Origin of the sequence: Chryseobacterium sp. KBW03, assembly GCF_003852415.1 — a bacterium.
Lineage (GTDB): Bacteria > Bacteroidota > Bacteroidia > Flavobacteriales > Weeksellaceae > Chryseobacterium > Chryseobacterium viscerum.
Map to the genome: position 1 here is coordinate 573,432 of NZ_QAJO01000004.1, position 19,462 is coordinate 592,893.

A 19,462-nucleotide genomic window follows, 5' to 3' on the forward strand; every position below is an offset into this window, starting at 1 on the left:
TAATTTTTTTGAAATTTTCTGTAACGTTTTTTAAGTTGTCATACTTACTGAGTAAATAACAATAAAAAATAGTACTATGAAAGCAACGACAAAAAACCAGTATGCCTATGCAAACAATTTCCTGATCTCAATTGTATCTGCTGTTTTTGGATATAACCTTTATCAGGCAATTGTACATCCGGAAAATTCAAATATTGCAATAAGCCTTATTTTGATAGTCCTGACCTCAATTATGGTTCGTAAGTATGGTTATCAACCCACAGAGGAAAAAAAGAAAGATATTTAATATCAAAAACTCATTATAAAACCCGGGACATTTTTGTTTCGGGTTTGTTTTTTGATTACTATTTACCTGATCTTTTTATTGACATGAGCCAACATAAAAAACACGGTAACAATACATTCTGCTATTAAAATCATGACCAAAAACCCGACAGGCTTTCCCAATAGCATTCCTCTTATCAGTTTTATAATTCCCAATAAAAAAATAAGACCTGCGAAATACAATGTTGTTTTCGGAATTGTTTCTGTCAGAGAATTTATCATAAAAACCGAAGCATAAAATCCAAGAAGCAGGATGATATAAAACTTCAGGAAATCCGGCCCTTTAAGAGTAAAAGGATTAAAGGTCTGACATGTTGCAAAAAGCCATATAAAGCTTATCACAACCGGAACTGAGTGAATGGTTATTTTTTTCATAATTATTCATTTTTTATCCACCGCAGCCTCCACATCCACCACCACAACCGCCTCCACAGCTTCCGCCTCCGCTGCAGCCTGAGCTGCCGCTACAACTACCTCCTCCATCAGGGCTTTGCTTATCCTTTTTACCAAAATCAGAAGTCTCCTGATCTCCCATTATTGACGTCATAGCTCCCAGGATAAAAATAATCACAAATACTACAGCCGTGATCAGCAATCCTGTAAACCCTGTTCCCTCTGTACAGGAATACAGCAGAAGTAAAATAAAGATCGGAGCAAAAAAAGCCATTCTTTTTATCCAGGACTGTGCTTTGGATTTTTTCTTCAGTTCTTTCCAGATCTCATCAGGTGCTTCCTGTTGAAATACCTTCCGATACTGTACCAATGTATCTTCGAACCAATTCTGGTGTTTCTCTTTCTCCGCAGTCCCTCCTTTAGAAGGATGATGATGAAGTGATCTCTTTAAAATATGGGGACAAAATTCTTCCCAATAATTCTGGGTATAAATGAGGTGCATATGCCATACCCTATCCACCGTTTCGCTTGGTGAAGCTCCATTAGGAAGGATACAGCAGAGATAGACAAACTTTTTATATTCTTCTATCGCTTTCTTCGCGAAATCCAGACTCCAGCGTTCTTCTTTTGCCAGTTTTTTCGAAAACGGAAATGCAGCGTCTGCTTTATCAATGGAAAAATCTGAGATTCTTTGCCATAACTCATTATCTGTTACTAATTTATTCGTATTCATCTTGTGATTATTTAATTGTTTTTTTTATTGATCATTTTTAATTTTTATGTCTTCATGTATGTATTAATCTTTACAATTTAATTGATGTCATTTTTAAAGTATTTAAATCTCTTTTTTAGGCTTGATTATGTTTGGTTTTAAATCATTAAACTTATTACTGAAGAGAATCAATGCTTAATCTTGAGTTGTATCATCAAAGTTTCTCTTTTCCACTTTTTTAACCGGCTTTTTGGCATCTATCTGCTCTAAAAGCTTCAGACCCAGCAATCCACTGATTCCCCCGTTTGCAGAGTCTCCTCCTCCGATAAGGATATCCGGCATTATTTTAACATTTTGATTGGCAATAGATTCCATTACTTTGAGTTGGGTAAAGTTGTCTTCTCCCATTGCGTCTACCGACAGCTTATAGGCTTCCGCATTAGATTTACCGATGGCCAGGATTTTTTCGGCTTCCGCATTCCCTATTAAAGAGATCTGTTCGGCATTGGCTTTGGCAAGCAATCTTGTTTTTTCAGCTTCCCCATTGGCTTTTTTCACAGCTGCTGCGGCAACACGTTCTGCAATCAATACTCCCTGATCGGCCGTTACTATTTCTTTTTGGATATCTGCAACTGCAGTTTCCTTCTCAAGGCTTTGGCGGGTTTCTTGTGCCAGTTTCTGGACCTCGAACGTTGTCTTTTGTTCTTCCGCGATCTTTCTGTCTGTGAGAGTTTTCATTAGTGTTTCAGGAGGAACAATATCTCCAATCAGCGTATCTACTGCGGAAACGTTATACTGTTCCAATACATTGCTGATATGCTCTCTTGCCGATTGCTGGCGCTCTTTTCGGCTTCCAAGGAAAGCAATCACATCGCTGTCCTGAGCAGAATTTCTAAAGTAATTCCCAATAGTAGGTTCTAAAACCTGCCCCACCAGATTCATCATATTCCCGAAGCGGGCGATGACTTTTGGAGCTTCATTGGATGGAATGTGAATGATCTGGGAAACATCAAGATTGAACGGGAAGCCGTCTTTACTTCGTACCGTGATCGTTGAAAGATTTTTATCCAGCTGATGGGATTCACTTCTTGCCGAGGCCCAGTTCAATACAAGGTTTGTCGTAGGAACCAGCTCTGTCTTCATAATGTATGGGTTGACAGGATATTTACCTGGTCCTAGTGCCTCTCCCCAGACTCCCTTGCAGCCTTTTTCCACAATATTTCCATGCTTAAATTCTATTCCGCTTAGATCTTTCCCTTCATTTCCCACATAACTTATAACAACCCCTACAGAGCCTATTGGAATTTCAGTCATTTTTACCATTTCCAGGATAACAAACCAGGGGTTTAAAAAATAAGAGCCGGCTAAAATAACCTGCTCCTGCAATCCTTTGTAGCCTCCATTATTCAAAAAAGAATCTACATCCTGAAACTTATTATGTTCTTCCACTATTTTCCCTGCGATCTTCCCTTCTTCCAAAGGTTTTCCTTCTAAAGTAGTAATAACTCCGACTGCGTTATCCGGAATCTGCGTCATATCCGTTAATGAAACTTCAAATAATAAAGTATTTATCCGGTATGATCCCGGTGCAATGACTGCAGTCTGCCTTCCCTTTCTTCCTCCGGTTTTTAGAAAAGCTTCTGCGTCTTGAAAGGAATCACACTCTACTTTTCTTGCCAGAATTCTTCCCGTTTCAAGCTCTCTCCCGTCCCTCGCTAAAATTAAACCGATCTTTCCTGTCGGAATAATTGTAAAAGGCTGAAAATGGATAGAATACTGCCATATCCATTTCCAAAAGTAGATCCCCGGAGCTAAAGTCTGGGCCTGAAATCCTGCTTCACCGTTTGTGGCTATAATTCTGCCCTCCGGTAATTCCTGCTTTCCAATTAATACAAATTTCTTAGTGACCAGTCCTATCTTATCTTCGGGAATAATGACCAATCCGAAGAATACTCGCAAAATGAATTTATAAAATAAGAGGCTTCCAATAATAACAACTGCTGGTATTAACCAAGCTGACTGTAAAATGTTTTCTATTTCCATGATGTTTATTTTGTTTGTATTCAAATATCATTGGATTTTAAAATATAAAAGTCTTGCAATAGTATTTTTTAGTCTGATAAAAATCTTAAATTAGTCTTGTAAAATAAACCCCATGAAAAAGGATGATATTCTGCATCTTGAGAAACTGATGAATTTCTTAAGCCGGCAATTTTTAAAGAAAAACCATTGGGAAGATGTTACCAAAACTGAGTGGTCTTATGTCTGTGCCGAGCTGAATGATCTCATTATCAATGATCTTTCAGAAAAAGGAATAAAAAAAGATCCTGATCTTCTGGGAACCAATTACATTTATGAGCACCTGATCATCAATAAACTGAAAAAATTCAGGCAGAATGAAAATGCTGTTCTGAGCAGACCCAATCTTGCCAAACTAAGTCAGATTGTCAAAGTTTTGGGGTATTCCAATTATATAGATTTCATTAATTCTAATACGGAATCATTCAATTTCAATGATCTCAGAATTGATATGAATAATATTAATCAGAATACTGCTCTTTTAGACCGTTTAGTGGGCTGCTGGTATTCTTACAACAGAAACCTACCCGACAACCCTTTGCTGGCAAAAGAAGACCGGATATGGCGTTCTGCAATGGAAATTTATAAATCTGAAACAACCGGAGAGTATTTTATTGAAAGAAGCGGTGGCGACCAGCATAAGTATTTTGGGAAGGTAACGGCCTATTCTGATTATGTTTTTATCATCATGAACAGCAATACTTTTATCCGGCAGAGACATTTTATTTCAAGAATAAAAGATATTAAAGAAAAACTTAAGAACCCAGACTATAAACTCCACGAAATCCACTTCATAAGCACCTGTATCAGTTTCAATCAGGAACCGATTGCCCTGTTTGAAATCTTCCGAAAAGCAGACAGAAAAAACTTTATTTCAGATTCTATCAGCTTCCCGATTGACAGTGACGAGATTCCTGAATCGATCATTAAACAGCTTGAAGACACTGAATCTAACAGAATAGATTACAGATAATTAAGAATTAAAAAGATTTTAGCATTTTTGAAAACTGTTGCAACGGATTTCGAACTTTCATCTCACTGGATCAATAACAATAAGAAACATCATTATCAATTCATATATACACCTCCCCGGAACAAAACTGCTCCGGGGATTACCATTTCTCCTATGCCTCGAATATATTTAACCTTTAAAAATCAATACATTACAGCAATATTTCTCTAAATTGAGAGTTCTAATTATGAATCCTCAATCCTCTTGCTATGGAATATTATGAATTGTATGAAGTTTTGAAAAGCCATTTTGATTCCGGAAAAGCGATGATTGAAATAAAGGAATTGAATGTTAGTATTGAATCAATATCTTTTGAGTCCAGGGCTTCTGAGCTCCTTTATGGTCCGGAACATCAACGTTGCAGTGAACATAATAAACAACTTGAAATTAACGAAAAAGAACATCATTTTCATGATCATCCAGCTGTAGACATCAACGATTTTGATATTGAATGCAATAAAAAGTTTGAATATTATATCCTTAAGAGATCTGATGTGGAAACAGCGAAAGGATGTATTTTTTTCTTCCATGGTTTGAATGAGAAGAAATGGGACAAATATTTGCCCTGGGCCTATGAACTGGCTCAAAAAACACATAAAGCCATCATCCTTTTTCCTATAGCCTTTCACATGGACCGGGCAGAACCTATCTGGAGTAACCGTCATCATATGATGGAAGTTGTAAGTTTTAGAAAGAAAAAATTTCCGGAAAATACGAATGACTCTTATGTGAATGCTGCGATAAGTTCCAGGCTGGAGGCTCATCCTCAGAGAATTTTTTGGTCCGGCCTTCAGACTTATTCGGATATTACGGAGGTGGTAAAAGATATTAAAAACAATAAAATAAAGAGTATTTCTCCTGACGCAGATCTGCATTTATTTGGATATTCTATAGGATCTTTCCTTTGTATGATCATCAAAATGGCGGATCCCAATCATTATTTCACCCAATCCAAAGTTTTCTGTTTTTGTGGAGGAATGACGATAGACCGGATGTTTCCGATATCCAAATACATTATGGACACACAGGCCACCATTAAAATGCAGTCAGTCTTTACTGAGCTTCTCAGCTCAGATTTCAAATCGGATGCCCGCCTGAAACATTATCAGAACGAAGATTTACATCCTCAGGAAAGCTGGTTCAAAAAGATGCTCCGCTATAATTATTTTCAAAAGGAAAGGGAAGAAAGAATGTATGAAATTCAGTCTCAGATAAAAGCGTATGTCTTGGAAAAAGACAGTGTTGCTCCTCCGATGGAAGCTCTAAATACTTTACAGGGAGGCTACAGGAATATTAATGTTGACGTTGAAATTAAAGATTTCCCGTATGAATATTCCCATATGGTTCCATTTCCTTTGGCTCATAAGCACAAGAAAGAGGTTACAGAAGCCTTTCATCAGTTTATAAAATCTGCCAGCGATTTTTATAATTCTTAGTTATTATTTATAAAAAAGAGACAGAAATAGTTTAAAAATCAATAATATAAGATCCATGGTGTTTGTTTTTTGAGTGATGAGGAAGCATGATCAAGCATCTTCCTTCTTTATCAGCTGACTAACCAGTCTTTGAAATCTTTCACGCGGTCCCTGCTTACCGTAATTTCTTCTTCGGGCTGAAACTCCATATCCACTTTATAATAAGGCGAAGTATGGATATTTTTGATATAATCTGAACTGATAATAAACTGTCTGTTGACGCGGAAAAATTTCTTTTCATCCAGAACATCTTCCAATTCATCAAGGGTAAAATCTGACGGATATATACGGTCTTCAGTCTGAAGATATACAATTTTATTCTCACTGAAAAAGCAACTTATTTCCGGTGTCTGTATAATTTTAAGGTTGTACCCTATTTTAACCAAAACCCTGGAAAGAGTAGATTTTTCTTTCCTGATCAGCTGTTTGATATCCTGAGAGCCATTCGTGTCATTGGCAGGAATGAATGATTTAAATTTCTCCACCGCTCCTTCAAGATCTTCATCAAGAATAGGTTTTAAAAGATAGTCAATGCTGTTCAGCTTAAATGCTTTCAGTGTGTACTGGTCAAAAGCTGTCGTATAGATAATGAATCCTTTGGTAGGAACTTTTTCAAAGATATCGAAAGACAATCCGTCACCCAGAACGATATCAGAAAAGATCAGCTGCGGGTGTTCATTTTCAGAAAACCAGGCAACGCCTTCTTCTACTGATTCTATTTTGGTAACCACTTCAATTTCAGGAAATTTACTCAGCATTCTTTCCAATTTCCTTGAAGCAGGTTTTTCGTCTTCTATAATGACAGTTTTGATCATCGATCTTTAATTTTGGTTTTTTAGATTTTAGAAAATAAAGTTAGATAAAAGTGGGCAGATTTTAATATGTTATCGGCTTTTTCTCTTTTTCAAGCTCTTTTTCGATCATATTCCTTTCCCATTCAGAATCAAAAAGAAACAGTTTTGATGCTTTTATAAGGATGATGAATCCCCAGATCCCAAGGATGGTATATCTGTCAAACAATTTGAAGCTGATAATCTTTTCGCCAAAAATATCATCGGGAATAATAAGAACTGCAAAAATTGCAAAAATGAAAAGACTTTTATAGAATCTTTTGATACTTCTTGTTCTTGTAGCAGCAGTTTCGTAATCCATGATTGTATAGGTTTTTAGTTATTTTATTCGTTTATAATGTTTTTATTTTCCCTTTTTCTTCTTTCTCCATCAGTTCTTTTATTTTTCTCTCTTCCCAGCCTTTTCCTATTCCGAATACCCCTACTGCATGAAATGCGATACCAATTCCCCAGCCCATTGCCGGCCATAAAAACCATAAATATCCCGGAGCAGTCAAAAGATTTAATATGGCTAAAAAGGGAATCACCAGGCAATAAGAAGTAAGGTTTCCATAGAATTCTTTCAGTTCTCTTACTCTTCTTGAAGCTCTTCTGTAAGCAATCGTTTCTTTATTTGGTAAAATTTCCATAATGTCTTGTTTTAAAGGTTAATTTGTTTTTTCTTGAGTCAAAGGTAGGTCAGGAAAAAGCTCAAATCAATTTTATATTACTGAATGGTAGAAAATGCTATCCGAATGGTAAAAGCCTGTCATTAATAGATAAACGGGATCAGTTTCTTTGTACTTTTCCTGTATTCTGTGTATTCATCACCGAACTTTTCCACCAAAGCCTGTTCTTCGATTTTAATCCTGTAAGCAAAAGCTAAAAACGGCGGTACAAAAGCGAAGAGCAATGACAGCCAGTTATTTAAATACAAACCAAGCCCAAGGGATGTCAACAAAGAAAAGGCGTAGGAAGGGTGTCTCAGAAATTTATAAAAGCCTTCTTTTTTGATCTGATGATCCTGTCTGATGGTAACATCTACTGTAAAATATTTTCCCAGTGATCTGATGATCATGTATCTGACAATAATCCCGATCAGAATAAAAAGCTCTCCCAGATAAAGAATCCAGCTGCCGTCCACCATCGGAAAATGAGTATACGTAGAGATGATGATTGAGGCTGCAATAGAAAAAGGGATGGCCAGCCATAGAATATTCAAGGTCGATTTATCCTTGTTCTTTTGGTCCTCTTTGCCAGATTTCAGCATATTTTTATAGAGAAATTCACTGAGAAACCAGGCGGCCATTGAAATGTAAAATAGTATTGATAAGGCGTTCATTTTCAGTTTTTTAAGGTTAAATTACGAAACAGCTTTATAAGGATTGCCTTTTACGATTTCGCTTCTAATGATTTTTCTGTTTATCCATCAGCTCTTTAATCTTCTTATCTTCCCATTTTCTGATAAAATTAATCTGAGGTACAAAGACCGTAACGGCATGTGCCACAAGCCCGATTCCCCAGAAAGTGGCTGTAAAGAAGTTTTTAAACTGAAAATAACTTTCACCGGGCTTCAGATGGTTATAATTATACAAAACGATCATTGCATTCACTGCCAAATAGGCAAATAGATGTCCGTAAAAGCCGCGTAGTTTTTCTACCTGTCTTTTGGCGCGTTGATATTCAATATCATTTTCGTCAAATGTTTCCATCCCTTTATTTTTTTTGTTTGTTCATTATTTCACGAATCTTTTTTTCCTGCCATGAATCTCCTACTCCAAACACCTGAAAGGCGTGGGAAGCGACCCCAATTCCCCATCCCAGAACAGGAAACCAGAACCATTGCGTTCTGCTGCTCGTGAAAAGATTGATAAAGATTAAAAAGGAGCAAACTGTACAGTATGAAATCAGGTTTTTATAAAATCCTTTAATCTCTTTAACCCTTTTCTGTGCTCTTTTGTAAGCCGCAGTTTCATCCTCCGGTTCTGAACTGGAAACATGAGGTTTAGCCAAAAGCATTGGAAGCTTCACTTTAAAATAATTTTCAGATTTTTCTATAAACACATTCCGGTCCGTAAGCAGGGAATAACGCTGTACAATATTAGCAAGACCAATTCCTGAGCTTTCTTTGATCTGTTCTCTCACCTGTAAGTTGTTCTCAATACAAAGCGTATTTCCGTCTGAAAAAATTCTGATGATCAAAGGTTTTGCTGATGTAGCAAAATTATGCTTGATACAATTTTCCAACAGCAGCTGCAGAGCCAGCGGAACAACATATTTCTGATAGTCTTCCTTTGGAACATCAAACGTAAAACCTACGCTGTCTTCAAACCTGGTTTTTAACAGTTCGCAATATGTTTTGGCAAATTCTATTTCATCTTCCACCGTTACCAGCTCTTTATCTTTTTGTTCAAGTACATACCGGTAAATCTTTGACATTGAAGCGGTAAACTTCTGAGCCTGTAGTGGGTTTTCATCAATCAGAGAACTTAAGACATTTAGAGAATTGAAAAGGAAATGAGGATCCAGCTGATTCTTTAAACTTTCAAACTGAGCGTTTGCTGACTTAGCGATAAGCTTCTGCTCCACCACTTCTTTGCGGGAAGTCTTCTTCAGTTCTTCCATGAAGCTTCTGGCATGAAGAAATGCTGATATCAACAATGCAATATTGATCGTAAACCAGTTGAGGAAATTATATTTCCCCCAGAAAAACTCTTCTGTAGTCGCTGCTTTTTGAATGAGTACAAAATTGACGTAATTGCAAAAATAGACGAGTACAAAATTGGCCACAATAATGGAAACAATACTTATAACTGCTCTTTTAGTAGTAGCTTCAGACCATGGAATTCTTTTATTCAGAAAGCTATTCAGCATTCCGTTTCCTCCTCCCAATACAAAAGAATAAATAAAAGAGATAAGTATAGTATAAAAAAAGTTTTCAAAATTCTTTTCTTCTGTAAAAACAAAAAAGAAAAACATCGAGACTGTAAGCGATACCCAGAATAGTATGATAAAATTTTTCCGTTTCATGATCTTTTTTCTTGACTCAAAATTAGCTTTTATTAAAGGTATCAAAAATTAATTCTTACTGAGAGGCTTATTTTCTTCTCCGAATGGTATAAAAAAACCTCCACGAATGAAGGTTGATTTTGTATGTGAAAAGTAGAGAAATAGAACTATTTTGCTTTTTCTGCCGGAAGGCTAATGAAATAATCTGCTTCTCCTTTTCCCCAATTGGGATCTAAAGCTGTTTTTGTTTTGTAAGCTTTAAATTTTGCCTGAGCATCTTTGAACATTTCCAATCCTTTGGTTTTACTTCCTCCGTACTGTTCAGGAGTAAAATAAACATCTTCTGCTTTGATAAGAGCAATTCTTGGATTCGCAGGCTCTAGTTTCTCTGCAATATTAAGTTCTTCAGCTGCTCTTGCACCGTCTGTCATATATCGCTGCTGAGGATTTACCATCATTCTAAGAGAGTAAGACATTTTTCTCAATAAGTGAATTTCGGCATTATCTGCTCCTGCAAGATTCTGAGCCATTGACAAATGTTTCTCGGCCTGATCTGCAATACCATCCAGTTCCTGCATTTTTCCGTCTCTCATCAATGTTCTTCCTTTCTGGATATAAGAAAATGCCGCGTAGTACGCCGGAAGCCATTTGGAGCTCTCTTTACTTCCTATTCTCTGGAAATCATTGGCCAGTGTTTGGAAATCTTCAGCCGTTTTGCAGGTTTCAATTTTCGCAATTTTCTCAGACATTATTTTGTCGTAATCGGCCTGTGCAAAAGCAGTTAAGCTCATAAAAGCTAAAGCAAAGCTTAAAAGGTATTTTTTCATGATATCAAATTTTAAAAGTTAGTTATGTTTGTTTGTCCTAAGTTATGTTTTTTATAAATTATTATTGATGGCATCATCAGTTTTATCCACCCCAAAGCTTATAAATGCTCCTATGAACACAAAAGTATTTACCGGAGGAACTACTGCAGAACTTCTGGATCCATCCGCAGAAAAGTTATAGCCATATATATTCTTTGATCCTAAAATATTGCTTACACTCAATACAAATACAGGAAAAGCCTTCGCATTTTTCTTACCAATATTAGGCAGGTAATTGATACTGAAGTTCAAAGCATTGTAATCTTTCATTCTACCTTCGTTTCGGGTATAATTAACTGCTGTTCCATTTTCAAATGTAGAAGCAATATCATAATAGGGACGCCCTTTTGCATACGTGTATGATAGATTTACCCCAAGTTTCCATTCCGGAATAAATCTTTTTGCGACAGCTGAAAGTGTATGTTCAGCAGCAAAACTTGGCTGAAGGCTGACCGGATAATTGAGAAAATCTCTTTTGGAATCCAGGAATGAATAGCTAATCCAATAGTCAATATTTTCAAATGTTTTTTTGTTGTCTCTCCAGAAAAATTCCACGCCTTTTGCATAGCCATACCCACTGTTATTCAAAGCTGTCTGGATCTGCTGATTCTGTTCTTTATTCGGAGTCACATTAAATGTTTTGATCAACTGGTCATACTTTTTATAAAATGCTTCCAAACGCAACGTTCTGCCTTCTGAAGCTCTTTGAACCTGAAAAATATAATGCTGTGATTTCTGGAAACCAAGATCTGCAGGACCATTGATATATTTACTTTCAGGATTCTGATAAAAAAGACCGTAAGCTAATGAAGTTGTCCAGTCTTTTGCCAGACGATAAGCGATAGCAAAACGCGGGGCAATATTGCTCTTTCCTAAGAAAGATGAATGCTCTGCTCTTACTCCGATTTTCGCAGATAAAGCATTGCTAAAGCCAAGGTCTGTTTCTACAAAAGCCGAAGAGATTAAATCTTTATAATTTTTCTGTACCGCTTCAAAGTTTAGGTTTTCATCTGTATTATTCAGTTCAAAACCTCCCCTTACAGCACTGATTTTGTTGATCTTTCTTTCCAGGACTGCTTTGAAATTCAAATAATTTCCATCGGTAAGAAGCTGACTTCTGTTGGATTCTACCTCATTCGTCTCTGTAGAAAAATGAAGATCTGATTTGTTGTAAGAATAAGATCCACCCACATTCAGAAGATATCTTCCAAATTTCTGTTTAAAAGACAGATTATGAAACGTATTTTTACCATTAAGCTTTACCAGGCTGAAATCATATCCGGGTTCAAGACTTTCTGATCTTACGCCCATTTTATTGGAATTGAACATCCCATAATATTTGAAAAAGCCTCCTGATTTTGTTTTGAATCTAAAATTCATATCCCCATTAAGCCCTTGTGGTGCTTCCACAAAATCGGTATTAAAATTCAGTACTTTCTGCATCAGGCTTAAAAGAGAATACCCTGCTGTAGCTCCGTAGGAATAGTTTTTATTGTCTCCCAGCTTCTGAAATCCGGCACTTAGGAAAATAGGCGATATTCCAAGGCTATACGAACTTTCATCCGGAAGATCAACACTTTCCAGCATCAAAGCACCTGAAAGCGCCTGCCCGTACAATGCGGAATAGCCACCACTTGAAAATATATTCCCTTTGAAAAGAGAAGTATTGAACTGATCCCTTCCTGCAATTCCCGGAACAGAGTTAGAAAAATAATTGTTGATAAGGCTTCCATCCATAAAAATCTTAGATTCCGTGCCTGTACCTCCACGAATAAACAACCCTTCAGTCCCTCCTACTTTCTGTACCCCAGGAAGATAGGTCAATGCTGAAGAAATCTGTCCGTCTGCACCCGCGGTGGTATAAATATCAATTGGGGAAAGCAGCGCAGTCGCTCTTTTCTTATCACTGGCTTCAATAGAGCCTGCAGAAACGACTACCGCATCAATCTCACTGATCTGTTCTTTAAGATCTACATTCAAAGAAACATCCTGGTTCTCAATAGTGATTGTTCTTTCTACGTTCTCATATTTCGGATGGGTAAAGGTTATTATATGAGATCCTTTTTCTGAGGTCTCGAAAGAAAAGTTTCCCTGAGCATCGGTAGTGGTACCATCATAAGTATCCTTCAGGGTTACATTTACTTCACTTACTCCTTTATTTTTAAAGGCTACTTTTCCTGAGATTTTCACTTGTGAATATCCCATTATGGAAGTGATAAGGAAAATCAGAAGCAGTAGATGTTGTCCTTTTGTTTTCATTGTTATTATTTTCTGAGTCAAAAATAGGATGAGAAATGCCTTTCTGGAAAAAATTTTGACCGAAAGGCATTCTTTTGTTACCGAATGGTAATTAATGGATTGGAATGCAAAAATCCACGATCATTTTTCCTTCCGGATGTTCTTTAAAGTTGGAATGATAGATTTCAAAAGGAAGGGTTCTTCTTACGCTGTATTTATTTTCATTCATCCATAAAAATAAAGAAACCCAGCATTGTTCAAAATCGTCAAGAGTAACTTCGCCACTTCCTACAATAAATCGCCCGGCATCTATGGTTTCGGCAAATACTTCTCCCTCCTGCTGTGCCAGTTTTTCATCCAAAAGCATACAGGCGTGAATCCTTACTTTATCCAGAGGTGTTATTTTGCAGCTGTCATGATACACTGAAATCATCTTGACATTTTCCTTTGGAAAAAGAGCTTTCTTACTTGCCCAGTCTATTAAAATATTGAAGGAAGGCTCCACATTTGCAATTCCCAGGCTCATTACTGCTGCCAGATTCATTTCCGGCATTTCTTTTACTTCGATTTTTAAATTCATGTTCGTCCAATTTAATAGGTTTTCGATATTGCAAATGTATTGGCTGAAAACTGTATCAATTTGTCCGTTCTTGCTTTGTGTTTGTAAAATCTTGTGAAATATTTTGGGAGCTGATTTACGGAATTCTGTGGGAGGCAGACCGTAATGTTTTTTGAATGTTTTGCAAAAGGCTGAGTGGTTTGAAAATCCAAGATTCCAATATATCTCTTTGATCTCCATATGTTTATACAGCGCCAGATGAAGAGCGCTTTTCTCTATTTTCTTCCTGATAATATAACTCTGGAGGGTTTCTCCTGTAATCTGCTTAAATATTCTGTGGAAATGAAACGGTGAATAGGCACTTATCTCTGAAACCTTTTCCAGAGACAAGTCCGCATCAATATGATTATCAATATATTGAATTGTCTTTACAATTCGCTTTTTATACTCTTCCAATTCAAAATTGTTAGTTTACAAAGATATTTTTCTGCTCAGGAATTCTGTTGTCTTTTATTGCTATTGTCAAGAGAACTTTTCATTTTTTTTAGTGAACAATATCCTCTTCAAAATGTTTAAAAAAAGGAATTACGTCTTTAATATTCGGATCTGAAGAGGCAATATAACTATGGTAGTCTTCATGAATAAAAATCTGTTTGGTAAAGAATTTTTCATCTTCAATGACGCATTCGTTATTAACTATTTCAAAAGAATCCAGGGGAAGCATCATCCCTGCTCCATGTGCTTTTATGACAGCCTCTTTTCGGGTCCAATAGGTAAAGAAACTTGCTGTTTTATCTTCAGACGTATCCATTTCCTGAAACTCATGAGCTGTCATTTGAAATGTAAAATCCAGATAGCTGGTCTTGGGATTATTGAATTCTACATCTATTCCCAAGGGATATTCTGCAATAGCACAAGCCACAAGATCTTTAGAATGCGAAATATTAAAATGAAGATTTTCGTCTTTTAAGTAGGGTTTTTTGTTCGGAAGTATGCCCGTTTCTGCTTCAGGGATATTATAATAAGTCCTCAATCCATATTGTAAAAGGACCTTTCCCAATAAAGAAAGCTGTGCATCCTGCCATCTGCTGTATCTCAGAATATCCTGTTTAGCTTCCTGAGAAAACGCAGGCAGATATTTGTCTAAAAGAGACTCATGTTTTTCTTCACTGATGAATGTATACAGAATAATCATTTTCTTTTTCCTGCCAGAGATACCGGATTTATAAATTGCTTTCTGACGACTAAAATAAGCTTTTTTTCATCTCTTTTTAAAGAAGTTAACCATCCTGTCCAAGTTTAAAAATTTAAGGTTAAAAGCAGCCGAATTACGGTTATTATTTACACTATCTTTTTAAAAAAGACCCGGATCATAAAGCGCTTTGGAAAATCTTTTATAAATTTATCGTAAAATCACTATAAATCATTTAAAAAATGAAAGTACAAACATTAGCACTATTGGCGGGATTTGCATTTTTAGCAGTTTCATGCGGAACAACAAAAATGTACTCCGTAAATGCCAAAAGCGGAACACAGACAGGAGGAACAGCGAAGTTTACCCAAAACGGAAATGGTGTAACCATGAAGCTTGATATCACGAATCTTACTCCTGGAATCCACGCAGTACACATTCATGAAAAAGGAGACTGCTCTGCAGCAGATGGGACTTCTACCGGAGGCCACTGGAATCCTTCCAAGAATGATCACGGTAAATGGGGTGCTGAACATTTCCACATGGGAGATATAGGAAACCTGGTTGCTGATCAGAGCGGAACTGCCACATTGACTTTCAAGACAGACAAATGGTGTCTGGGTTGTACAGATGAGTCTAAAAACATCATCGGAAAAGGTCTTATTGTACACGCAGCAGCAGATGACTTCCATACTCAGCCTACTGGAAATGCAGGAGGAAGAGTGGGATGCGTAGAAATTAAGTAATCTTTTTACTCAATAAAAAAACCGCTAATTTTCATTAGCGGTTTTTTTATGTTTAGGATTTAGCTCCCATATCTGATACAATATTCATTGCTTCCTGCAGGTAAAGATCTTTTTTCAGATTCTTGATCCACATTTCAGATTTTTTCTTGAAAGCTTCGTCTTTTTTCTCTCTTTCAATCTCACTTGGATACATCATAAACTGAAGTCCGTTCTCAAATTTAGTCAAAGCTTTGAACTTTTCAATCTGAGATTTTCTGTTCTTCATCAGCTCATTGAACTTATTTATATTCAAGGTGATATTTTCTTCTTTATCCAATCTTTCTCTCCATTGAGCAGACTCTAATAACAATTGATAATTGCTGTTTTTAGCCATTCTGTCTGCACTTGCTTTTTCCAGCGCCTGAATATTGAAATAGTTCAGTTTCTGGAATTTTGTAGAAGGAATTTTATCCCATGCTAAAGCATAATCGTCATATCGCTCTCCTACTTCAGCATACGTGAAGAAATCTTTCATCTGAATATCAGAAACAATTCCTTTTCTCTGCGTAGATTCTCCGGTGATTCTGTAGAACTTCTGGATCGTTAGTTTTAAAGATCCGAAATCATCTTCCGTGTTCAGGAATCTGTTTAGGTCTACAAAAGTCTGAACGGTACCTTTTCCGAAAGATTGTGGAGATCCTATAATCATTGCTCTTCCGTAATCCTGCATTACTCCTGCAAGGATTTCTGAAGCTGAAGCAGAAAGTTCATTTTGCATGATAACAAGAGGTCCTGTCCAGATAGGTGTTTCATTTTTATTCTTAAGGGTCTGTATTTTCCCGTTTCCGTCTTTCACCTGAACATAAGGTCCTGCTTCCATGAAAAGACCCATAATATCCCCTACTTCAGTTAAAGAACCACCTCCGTTATTTCTAAGGTCAAGAATGATTCCTTCAATATTCTGTTCTTTCAGTTTAATGATCTCATTTTTGATGTCATCAGAAGCATTTCTTCCTTTGGCGTTTTCAAAATCAGCATTGAAACTTGGAAGATTGATGAACCCATATTTCTTACCGTTTGCTTTATTTACAACAATACTTCTTGCAAAAGTGTCTTCAATAGCTACTTCCTCACGAATCATTGTTACATCCTTGGTAGTACCATCTTTTTTCTGAACAGTAAGCGTTACCGGTGTTCCTTTCTCTCCTCTGATCAATCGTACCGCTTCATCAGAAAGCATTCCTACAACATTTACAGCATCTTCTTTCGGTTTGGATCTTACTTTTAAGATTTTATCTCCTTCTGAAAGCTGTTTAGACTTCCATGCTGGTGCACCAATGGTAAGAGCCCCGAGATAAAGGTTTCCTTTTTTCTCCTGGATCAATGCTCCGATACCGATTACTTTTCCGGTAAACTGAGTATCAAAGTCTTCCTTATCTTTTGGAGAATAATAGTTGGTATGTGGATCGAATACTTCTGTATAAGCATTCATATACACTGTAAACCAATCCATTTTCTTTCTCTTTTTGAATCGGGTAAAGGTATCTTTTACAAGATCTTTTACTTCATCAGTCGCTTTTTTGATCTTTTCATCCTGAGTAAGAGGCTTAAACTTGATCGTATCTTTAAGCTTGTACTTCTGAACAGAGTCTTTCTTTTCTTTCTGAGCTTCTTCTTTGCTGTTCATCGATTCAACTTCCTGAAGGATATTGTATTTGATGAATTTTTTCCACTCATTATACTGTTCCTGCTTGTTGGCAGGTACTTTCTTCAATTTTGGCTCAAGGGTAAGCGCTTCATCTTCCTGAAGGTTGATCGGTTTGCTGAAGATGTCCTGAGTGATTTTATCGATCTCATCTACTCTCTGATACAATCTGTCGATTGTAAGTTTGTAGAAGGTCAGGTCTCCCTGCCCAATATAATCATCAAGCTTTGTTTCATGCTTGCTGAATTCATCCATATCAGATTGTACAAAATATCTTTTTGCAGGGTCTACCAATTCGAAATAATGCTTATAAACATCCTTAGAATAGGCATCATTGATAGATTTTGGGCTATAATGCAGATAAGAAAGTGTATTTTTTACGCTCACCATTATTGTTTGCATCTTTTCATCGTCATTCTTTGGCGAGTTGAAACAAAACATTAGACTGGTTAATGGAATAAGAAGTAAAAATTTATTCAGTTTGAAATTTTTCCACATAAACTGTCTTTAATTTATTAATTTTTAAAATAAGTATAATAATTAGTAGCAACAAGTTTGATACTGTTACAAACGATCAAATTTAATACCTTATTTACAAATATCGAACAGTTTTAATTATTTTTATTAAAAGAGGTTCATAAATAATAAAAGCAATCTCAGGTATTTACCATTATCAGGCTCTTTGATTCCAAAACGGACTCCTGATCTGTTTTTTTCCATAAATATACTGGCACTTTATTTTTTCATTGAAAATTAAAAAACAAGTACCACAAAATTCATTTTTAAGACATAAAGGCATAAAATATGCAGGAAACTAAGCAAATAACATTAAAATATAAAGTCATGAGAAGTCTACTATGGTTAGTTGCAGTCATCTGCATCGTTGTTTGGCTTTTGGGAATACTGGGAATTGTTCCGGGTATCAGCACAGGCTATTTAATTCACGTTTTATTGGTTATTGCCATTGTTGTTGTTCTTTATAACATTATTACGGGCAGAAAACCTCTCGATTAGTTTATTATTTTGTAAAATCACTTTAATTAAAACACCATCGGCTTTCACAGATTCTCTTCAGTTGAGTCATATATTAATTGAAAAAGTATCTGTGAAGGACTGAGGTGGAATTTGAAAATGCAGATCAAGTAAACATATTAACTTTTCTTCATTTCAGTTTCATTTTCTGAACCTTAGATTCTTCATCTTCTCTTTTTCCAGACTCATTTTTTGACTAAAATATCACTATTTCAAATCTGGATAAACAATACCTAATAATAGCCCTGCTGTTTTACCGCATCTTATTTTTGACTACATTTGATGTGTTGAAATTCTATTTGTTCAATTCTGAAAATGAACAAATTCACTCTATTTGAATAAAAAAATATTAAAGATAATTTATGGAAAGACCGCTTATTCTGGTTACTAATGATGATGGAATTACAGCTCCTGGTATCAGAAATCTTATCAGTTTTATGAATGAAATCGGAGAAGTTGTTGTTGTAGCCCCTAACTCTCCCCAAAGTGGAAAAGGCCACGCTATTACCATCAATTCTACCCTAAGCTACGAAGAAGTTACCCTGGATGGTCCACAGACTGATTTTTCATGCAGTGGAACTCCTGTAGACTGCGTAAAAATGGCTCTTGATAAGATTCTGACAAGAAGGCCTGATATTGTGGTTTCAGGAATCAATCACGGTGCGAATTCTTCAATCAATGTGATCTATTCAGGAACTATGTCTGCAGCTGTAGAAGCTGGTGTAGAAGGCATTCCTGCTATTGGGTTCTCATTATTGGATTTCAGCTGGGAAGCAGATTTTACTCAGGCAAAAGAATTTATTCAGAATATTGTAAGAAGAACGCTGGAACACCCGATGCCAAAAGGAGTTGTTCTGAATGTCAATATTCCGAAACTTCCTGCAGCAGAAATAAAAGGAATAAAAGTATGCAAACAAGCTAACGCAAAATGGGAAGAAAGCTTCGACGAAAGGATAAATCCACACGGTAAAAAATATTACTGGCTGACGGGTTATTTCAACAATATGGATGATTCTGAAGATGCTGATGAAACTGCATTGGCGAACGGATATATTTCCATAGTTCCTGTAAAGTTTGACATGACTGCCTATGAATACATGAAAACACTGGAAGAGGTAATGACTTTTGAAAATGTAAATGAGGTGAAATAATCTTATTAATCATTTGCTTATTAAACAGTATAAAAAACTTCACTTCAGCAGAGATCAGAAGTTGAAGTTTTAACAATAACACGGCATGAAATACCATTTTTCATGCCGTATTTTTATGTCATCTGTGACAAAATACATCCATTCAAAAAGCATCCGCTTC

The 19,462-nt window shown here is 36.3% G+C and carries 20 protein-coding genes; 6 read left to right on the plus strand and 14 right to left on the minus strand.

Annotation, left to right across the window (positions count from 1 at the left end; all coding sequences use genetic code 11):
- Window positions 1-76: 76 nt before the first annotated feature.
- Entirely contained in the window at window positions 77-286 is a 210-nt protein-coding gene (locus DBR39_RS10635; protein WP_124532898.1) for a hypothetical protein, read from the plus strand.
- A gap of 62 nt (window positions 287-348) precedes the next feature.
- Here the strand turns inward: DBR39_RS10635 and DBR39_RS10640 are convergent, their stop codons facing one another.
- The 3 genes from DBR39_RS10640 to DBR39_RS10650 form a co-directional block, all read right to left on the minus strand.
- The gene (locus DBR39_RS10640; protein ID WP_124532900.1) at window positions 349-699 is read right to left on the minus strand and encodes a hypothetical protein; all 351 of its coding nucleotides are present in this window, start codon (window positions 697-699) and stop codon (window positions 349-351) included.
- Between the two features lie 13 nt (window positions 700-712).
- Complete coding sequence (locus tag DBR39_RS10645; protein WP_124532902.1) at window positions 713-1,450, minus strand: glycine-rich domain-containing protein; 738 nt, start codon at window positions 1,448-1,450, stop codon at window positions 713-715.
- Between the two features lie 174 nt (window positions 1,451-1,624).
- Window positions 1,625-3,472 (minus strand): SPFH domain-containing protein, encoded by a 1,848-nt coding sequence (locus tag DBR39_RS10650; protein ID WP_124532903.1) that lies wholly within the window; start codon window positions 3,470-3,472, stop codon window positions 1,625-1,627.
- Between the two features lie 112 nt (window positions 3,473-3,584).
- On the opposite strand from DBR39_RS10650, the gene DBR39_RS10655 reads away from it, so the two are divergent.
- Window positions 3,585-4,481 (plus strand): hypothetical protein, encoded by an 897-nt coding sequence (locus DBR39_RS10655; RefSeq protein ID WP_124532905.1) that lies wholly within the window; start codon window positions 3,585-3,587, stop codon window positions 4,479-4,481.
- A gap of 248 nt (window positions 4,482-4,729) precedes the next feature.
- On the plus strand, window positions 4,730-5,956 hold the full coding sequence (locus tag DBR39_RS10660; protein WP_124532907.1) for a DUF6051 family protein: 1,227 nt from the start codon (window positions 4,730-4,732) through the stop codon (window positions 5,954-5,956).
- 110 nt (window positions 5,957-6,066) lie between these two features.
- Here the strand turns inward: DBR39_RS10660 and DBR39_RS10665 are convergent, their stop codons facing one another.
- The 10 genes from DBR39_RS10665 to DBR39_RS10710 all read right to left on the minus strand — a co-directional run bounded on the left by DBR39_RS10665 (window position 6,067) and on the right by DBR39_RS10710 (window position 14,692).
- Entirely contained in the window at window positions 6,067-6,810 is a 744-nt protein-coding gene (locus DBR39_RS10665) for a LytR/AlgR family response regulator transcription factor (protein WP_124532909.1), read from the minus strand.
- Between the two features lie 61 nt (window positions 6,811-6,871).
- Entirely contained in the window at window positions 6,872-7,147 is a 276-nt protein-coding gene (locus DBR39_RS10670) for a 2TM domain-containing protein (protein ID WP_124532911.1), read from the minus strand.
- A 31-nt stretch (window positions 7,148-7,178) separates the two neighbouring features.
- Entirely contained in the window at window positions 7,179-7,475 is a 297-nt protein-coding gene (locus DBR39_RS10675) for a 2TM domain-containing protein (RefSeq protein WP_124532913.1), read from the minus strand.
- A gap of 122 nt (window positions 7,476-7,597) precedes the next feature.
- Entirely contained in the window at window positions 7,598-8,167 is a 570-nt protein-coding gene (locus tag DBR39_RS10680; RefSeq protein ID WP_124532916.1) for a methyltransferase family protein, read from the minus strand.
- 64 nt (window positions 8,168-8,231) lie between these two features.
- On the minus strand, window positions 8,232-8,537 hold the full coding sequence (locus tag DBR39_RS10685; RefSeq protein ID WP_124532918.1) for a 2TM domain-containing protein: 306 nt from the start codon (window positions 8,535-8,537) through the stop codon (window positions 8,232-8,234).
- Window positions 8,538-8,541: 4 nt separating this feature from the next.
- A complete protein-coding gene (locus DBR39_RS10690; protein ID WP_124532920.1) occupies window positions 8,542-9,855 on the minus strand; it encodes a 2TM domain-containing protein in 1,314 nt (437 codons plus the stop codon).
- A gap of 146 nt (window positions 9,856-10,001) precedes the next feature.
- Window positions 10,002-10,661 carry a hypothetical protein gene (locus DBR39_RS10695; RefSeq protein ID WP_124532922.1) on the minus strand — a complete coding sequence of 220 codons (660 nt, stop codon included), beginning with the start codon at window positions 10,659-10,661 and terminating at the stop codon, window positions 10,002-10,004.
- Between the two features lie 51 nt (window positions 10,662-10,712).
- On the minus strand, window positions 10,713-12,959 hold the full coding sequence (locus DBR39_RS10700) for a TonB-dependent receptor (protein WP_124532924.1): 2,247 nt from the start codon (window positions 12,957-12,959) through the stop codon (window positions 10,713-10,715).
- A gap of 91 nt (window positions 12,960-13,050) precedes the next feature.
- Window positions 13,051-13,953 carry a GyrI-like domain-containing protein gene (locus DBR39_RS10705; RefSeq protein WP_124532926.1) on the minus strand — a complete coding sequence of 301 codons (903 nt, stop codon included), beginning with the start codon at window positions 13,951-13,953 and terminating at the stop codon, window positions 13,051-13,053.
- An 88-nt stretch (window positions 13,954-14,041) separates the two neighbouring features.
- Complete coding sequence (locus DBR39_RS10710) at window positions 14,042-14,692, minus strand: 4'-phosphopantetheinyl transferase family protein (protein WP_124532927.1); 651 nt, start codon at window positions 14,690-14,692, stop codon at window positions 14,042-14,044.
- Window positions 14,693-14,931: 239 nt separating this feature from the next.
- On the opposite strand from DBR39_RS10710, the gene DBR39_RS10715 reads away from it, so the two are divergent.
- Entirely contained in the window at window positions 14,932-15,435 is a 504-nt protein-coding gene (locus DBR39_RS10715; protein WP_103231828.1) for a superoxide dismutase family protein, read from the plus strand.
- A gap of 52 nt (window positions 15,436-15,487) precedes the next feature.
- On the opposite strand, the gene DBR39_RS10720 is transcribed toward DBR39_RS10715, so the two are convergent.
- Complete coding sequence (locus tag DBR39_RS10720) at window positions 15,488-17,617, minus strand: carboxy terminal-processing peptidase (RefSeq protein ID WP_124532929.1); 2,130 nt, start codon at window positions 17,615-17,617, stop codon at window positions 15,488-15,490.
- Window positions 17,618-17,962: 345 nt separating this feature from the next.
- Here DBR39_RS10720 and DBR39_RS10725 point away from each other — a divergent pair, with 345 nt between their 5' ends.
- Both DBR39_RS10725 and surE read left to right on the plus strand, forming a co-directional pair.
- Window positions 17,963-18,133 carry a lmo0937 family membrane protein gene (locus DBR39_RS10725; protein WP_103231853.1) on the plus strand — a complete coding sequence of 57 codons (171 nt, stop codon included), beginning with the start codon at window positions 17,963-17,965 and terminating at the stop codon, window positions 18,131-18,133.
- Between the two features lie 380 nt (window positions 18,134-18,513).
- On the plus strand, window positions 18,514-19,302 hold the full coding sequence (surE, locus tag DBR39_RS10730) for a 5'/3'-nucleotidase SurE (RefSeq protein ID WP_124532931.1): 789 nt from the start codon (window positions 18,514-18,516) through the stop codon (window positions 19,300-19,302).
- Window positions 19,303-19,462 lie beyond the last annotated feature (160 nt).

Bases quoted from the DNA above. Each gene is read 5' to 3' on its own strand.
- DBR39_RS10645 (WP_124532902.1), bottom strand. From the start codon at position 1,450: ATGAATACGAATAAATTAGTAACAGATAATGAGTTATGGCAAAGAATC.
- DBR39_RS10720 (WP_124532929.1), bottom strand. From the start codon at position 17,617: ATGTGGAAAAATTTCAAACTGAATAAATTTTTACTTCTTATTCCATTA.
- DBR39_RS10685 (WP_124532918.1), bottom strand. From the start codon at position 8,537: ATGGAAACATTTGACGAAAATGATATTGAATATCAACGCGCCAAAAGA.
- DBR39_RS10675 (WP_124532913.1), bottom strand. From the start codon at position 7,475: ATGGAAATTTTACCAAATAAAGAAACGATTGCTTACAGAAGAGCTTCA.
- DBR39_RS10695 (WP_124532922.1), bottom strand. From the start codon at position 10,661: ATGAAAAAATACCTTTTAAGCTTTGCTTTAGCTTTTATGAGCTTAACT.
- DBR39_RS10670 (WP_124532911.1), bottom strand. From the start codon at position 7,147: ATGGATTACGAAACTGCTGCTACAAGAACAAGAAGTATCAAAAGATTC.
- DBR39_RS10715 (WP_103231828.1), top strand. From the start codon at position 14,932: ATGAAAGTACAAACATTAGCACTATTGGCGGGATTTGCATTTTTAGCA.
- DBR39_RS10725 (WP_103231853.1), top strand. From the start codon at position 17,963: ATGAGAAGTCTACTATGGTTAGTTGCAGTCATCTGCATCGTTGTTTGG.
- DBR39_RS10690 (WP_124532920.1), bottom strand. From the start codon at position 9,855: ATGAAACGGAAAAATTTTATCATACTATTCTGGGTATCGCTTACAGTC.
- DBR39_RS10635 (WP_124532898.1), top strand. From the start codon at position 77: ATGAAAGCAACGACAAAAAACCAGTATGCCTATGCAAACAATTTCCTG.
- DBR39_RS10665 (WP_124532909.1), bottom strand. From the start codon at position 6,810: ATGATCAAAACTGTCATTATAGAAGACGAAAAACCTGCTTCAAGGAAA.
- DBR39_RS10640 (WP_124532900.1), bottom strand. From the start codon at position 699: ATGAAAAAAATAACCATTCACTCAGTTCCGGTTGTGATAAGCTTTATA.
- DBR39_RS10710 (WP_124532927.1), bottom strand. From the start codon at position 14,692: ATGATTATTCTGTATACATTCATCAGTGAAGAAAAACATGAGTCTCTT.
- DBR39_RS10655 (WP_124532905.1), top strand. From the start codon at position 3,585: ATGAAAAAGGATGATATTCTGCATCTTGAGAAACTGATGAATTTCTTA.
- DBR39_RS10700 (WP_124532924.1), bottom strand. From the start codon at position 12,959: ATGAAAACAAAAGGACAACATCTACTGCTTCTGATTTTCCTTATCACT.
- DBR39_RS10650 (WP_124532903.1), bottom strand. From the start codon at position 3,472: ATGGAAATAGAAAACATTTTACAGTCAGCTTGGTTAATACCAGCAGTT.
- DBR39_RS10680 (WP_124532916.1), bottom strand. From the start codon at position 8,167: ATGAACGCCTTATCAATACTATTTTACATTTCAATGGCCGCCTGGTTT.
- surE (WP_124532931.1), top strand. From the start codon at position 18,514: ATGGAAAGACCGCTTATTCTGGTTACTAATGATGATGGAATTACAGCT.
- DBR39_RS10660 (WP_124532907.1), top strand. From the start codon at position 4,730: ATGGAATATTATGAATTGTATGAAGTTTTGAAAAGCCATTTTGATTCC.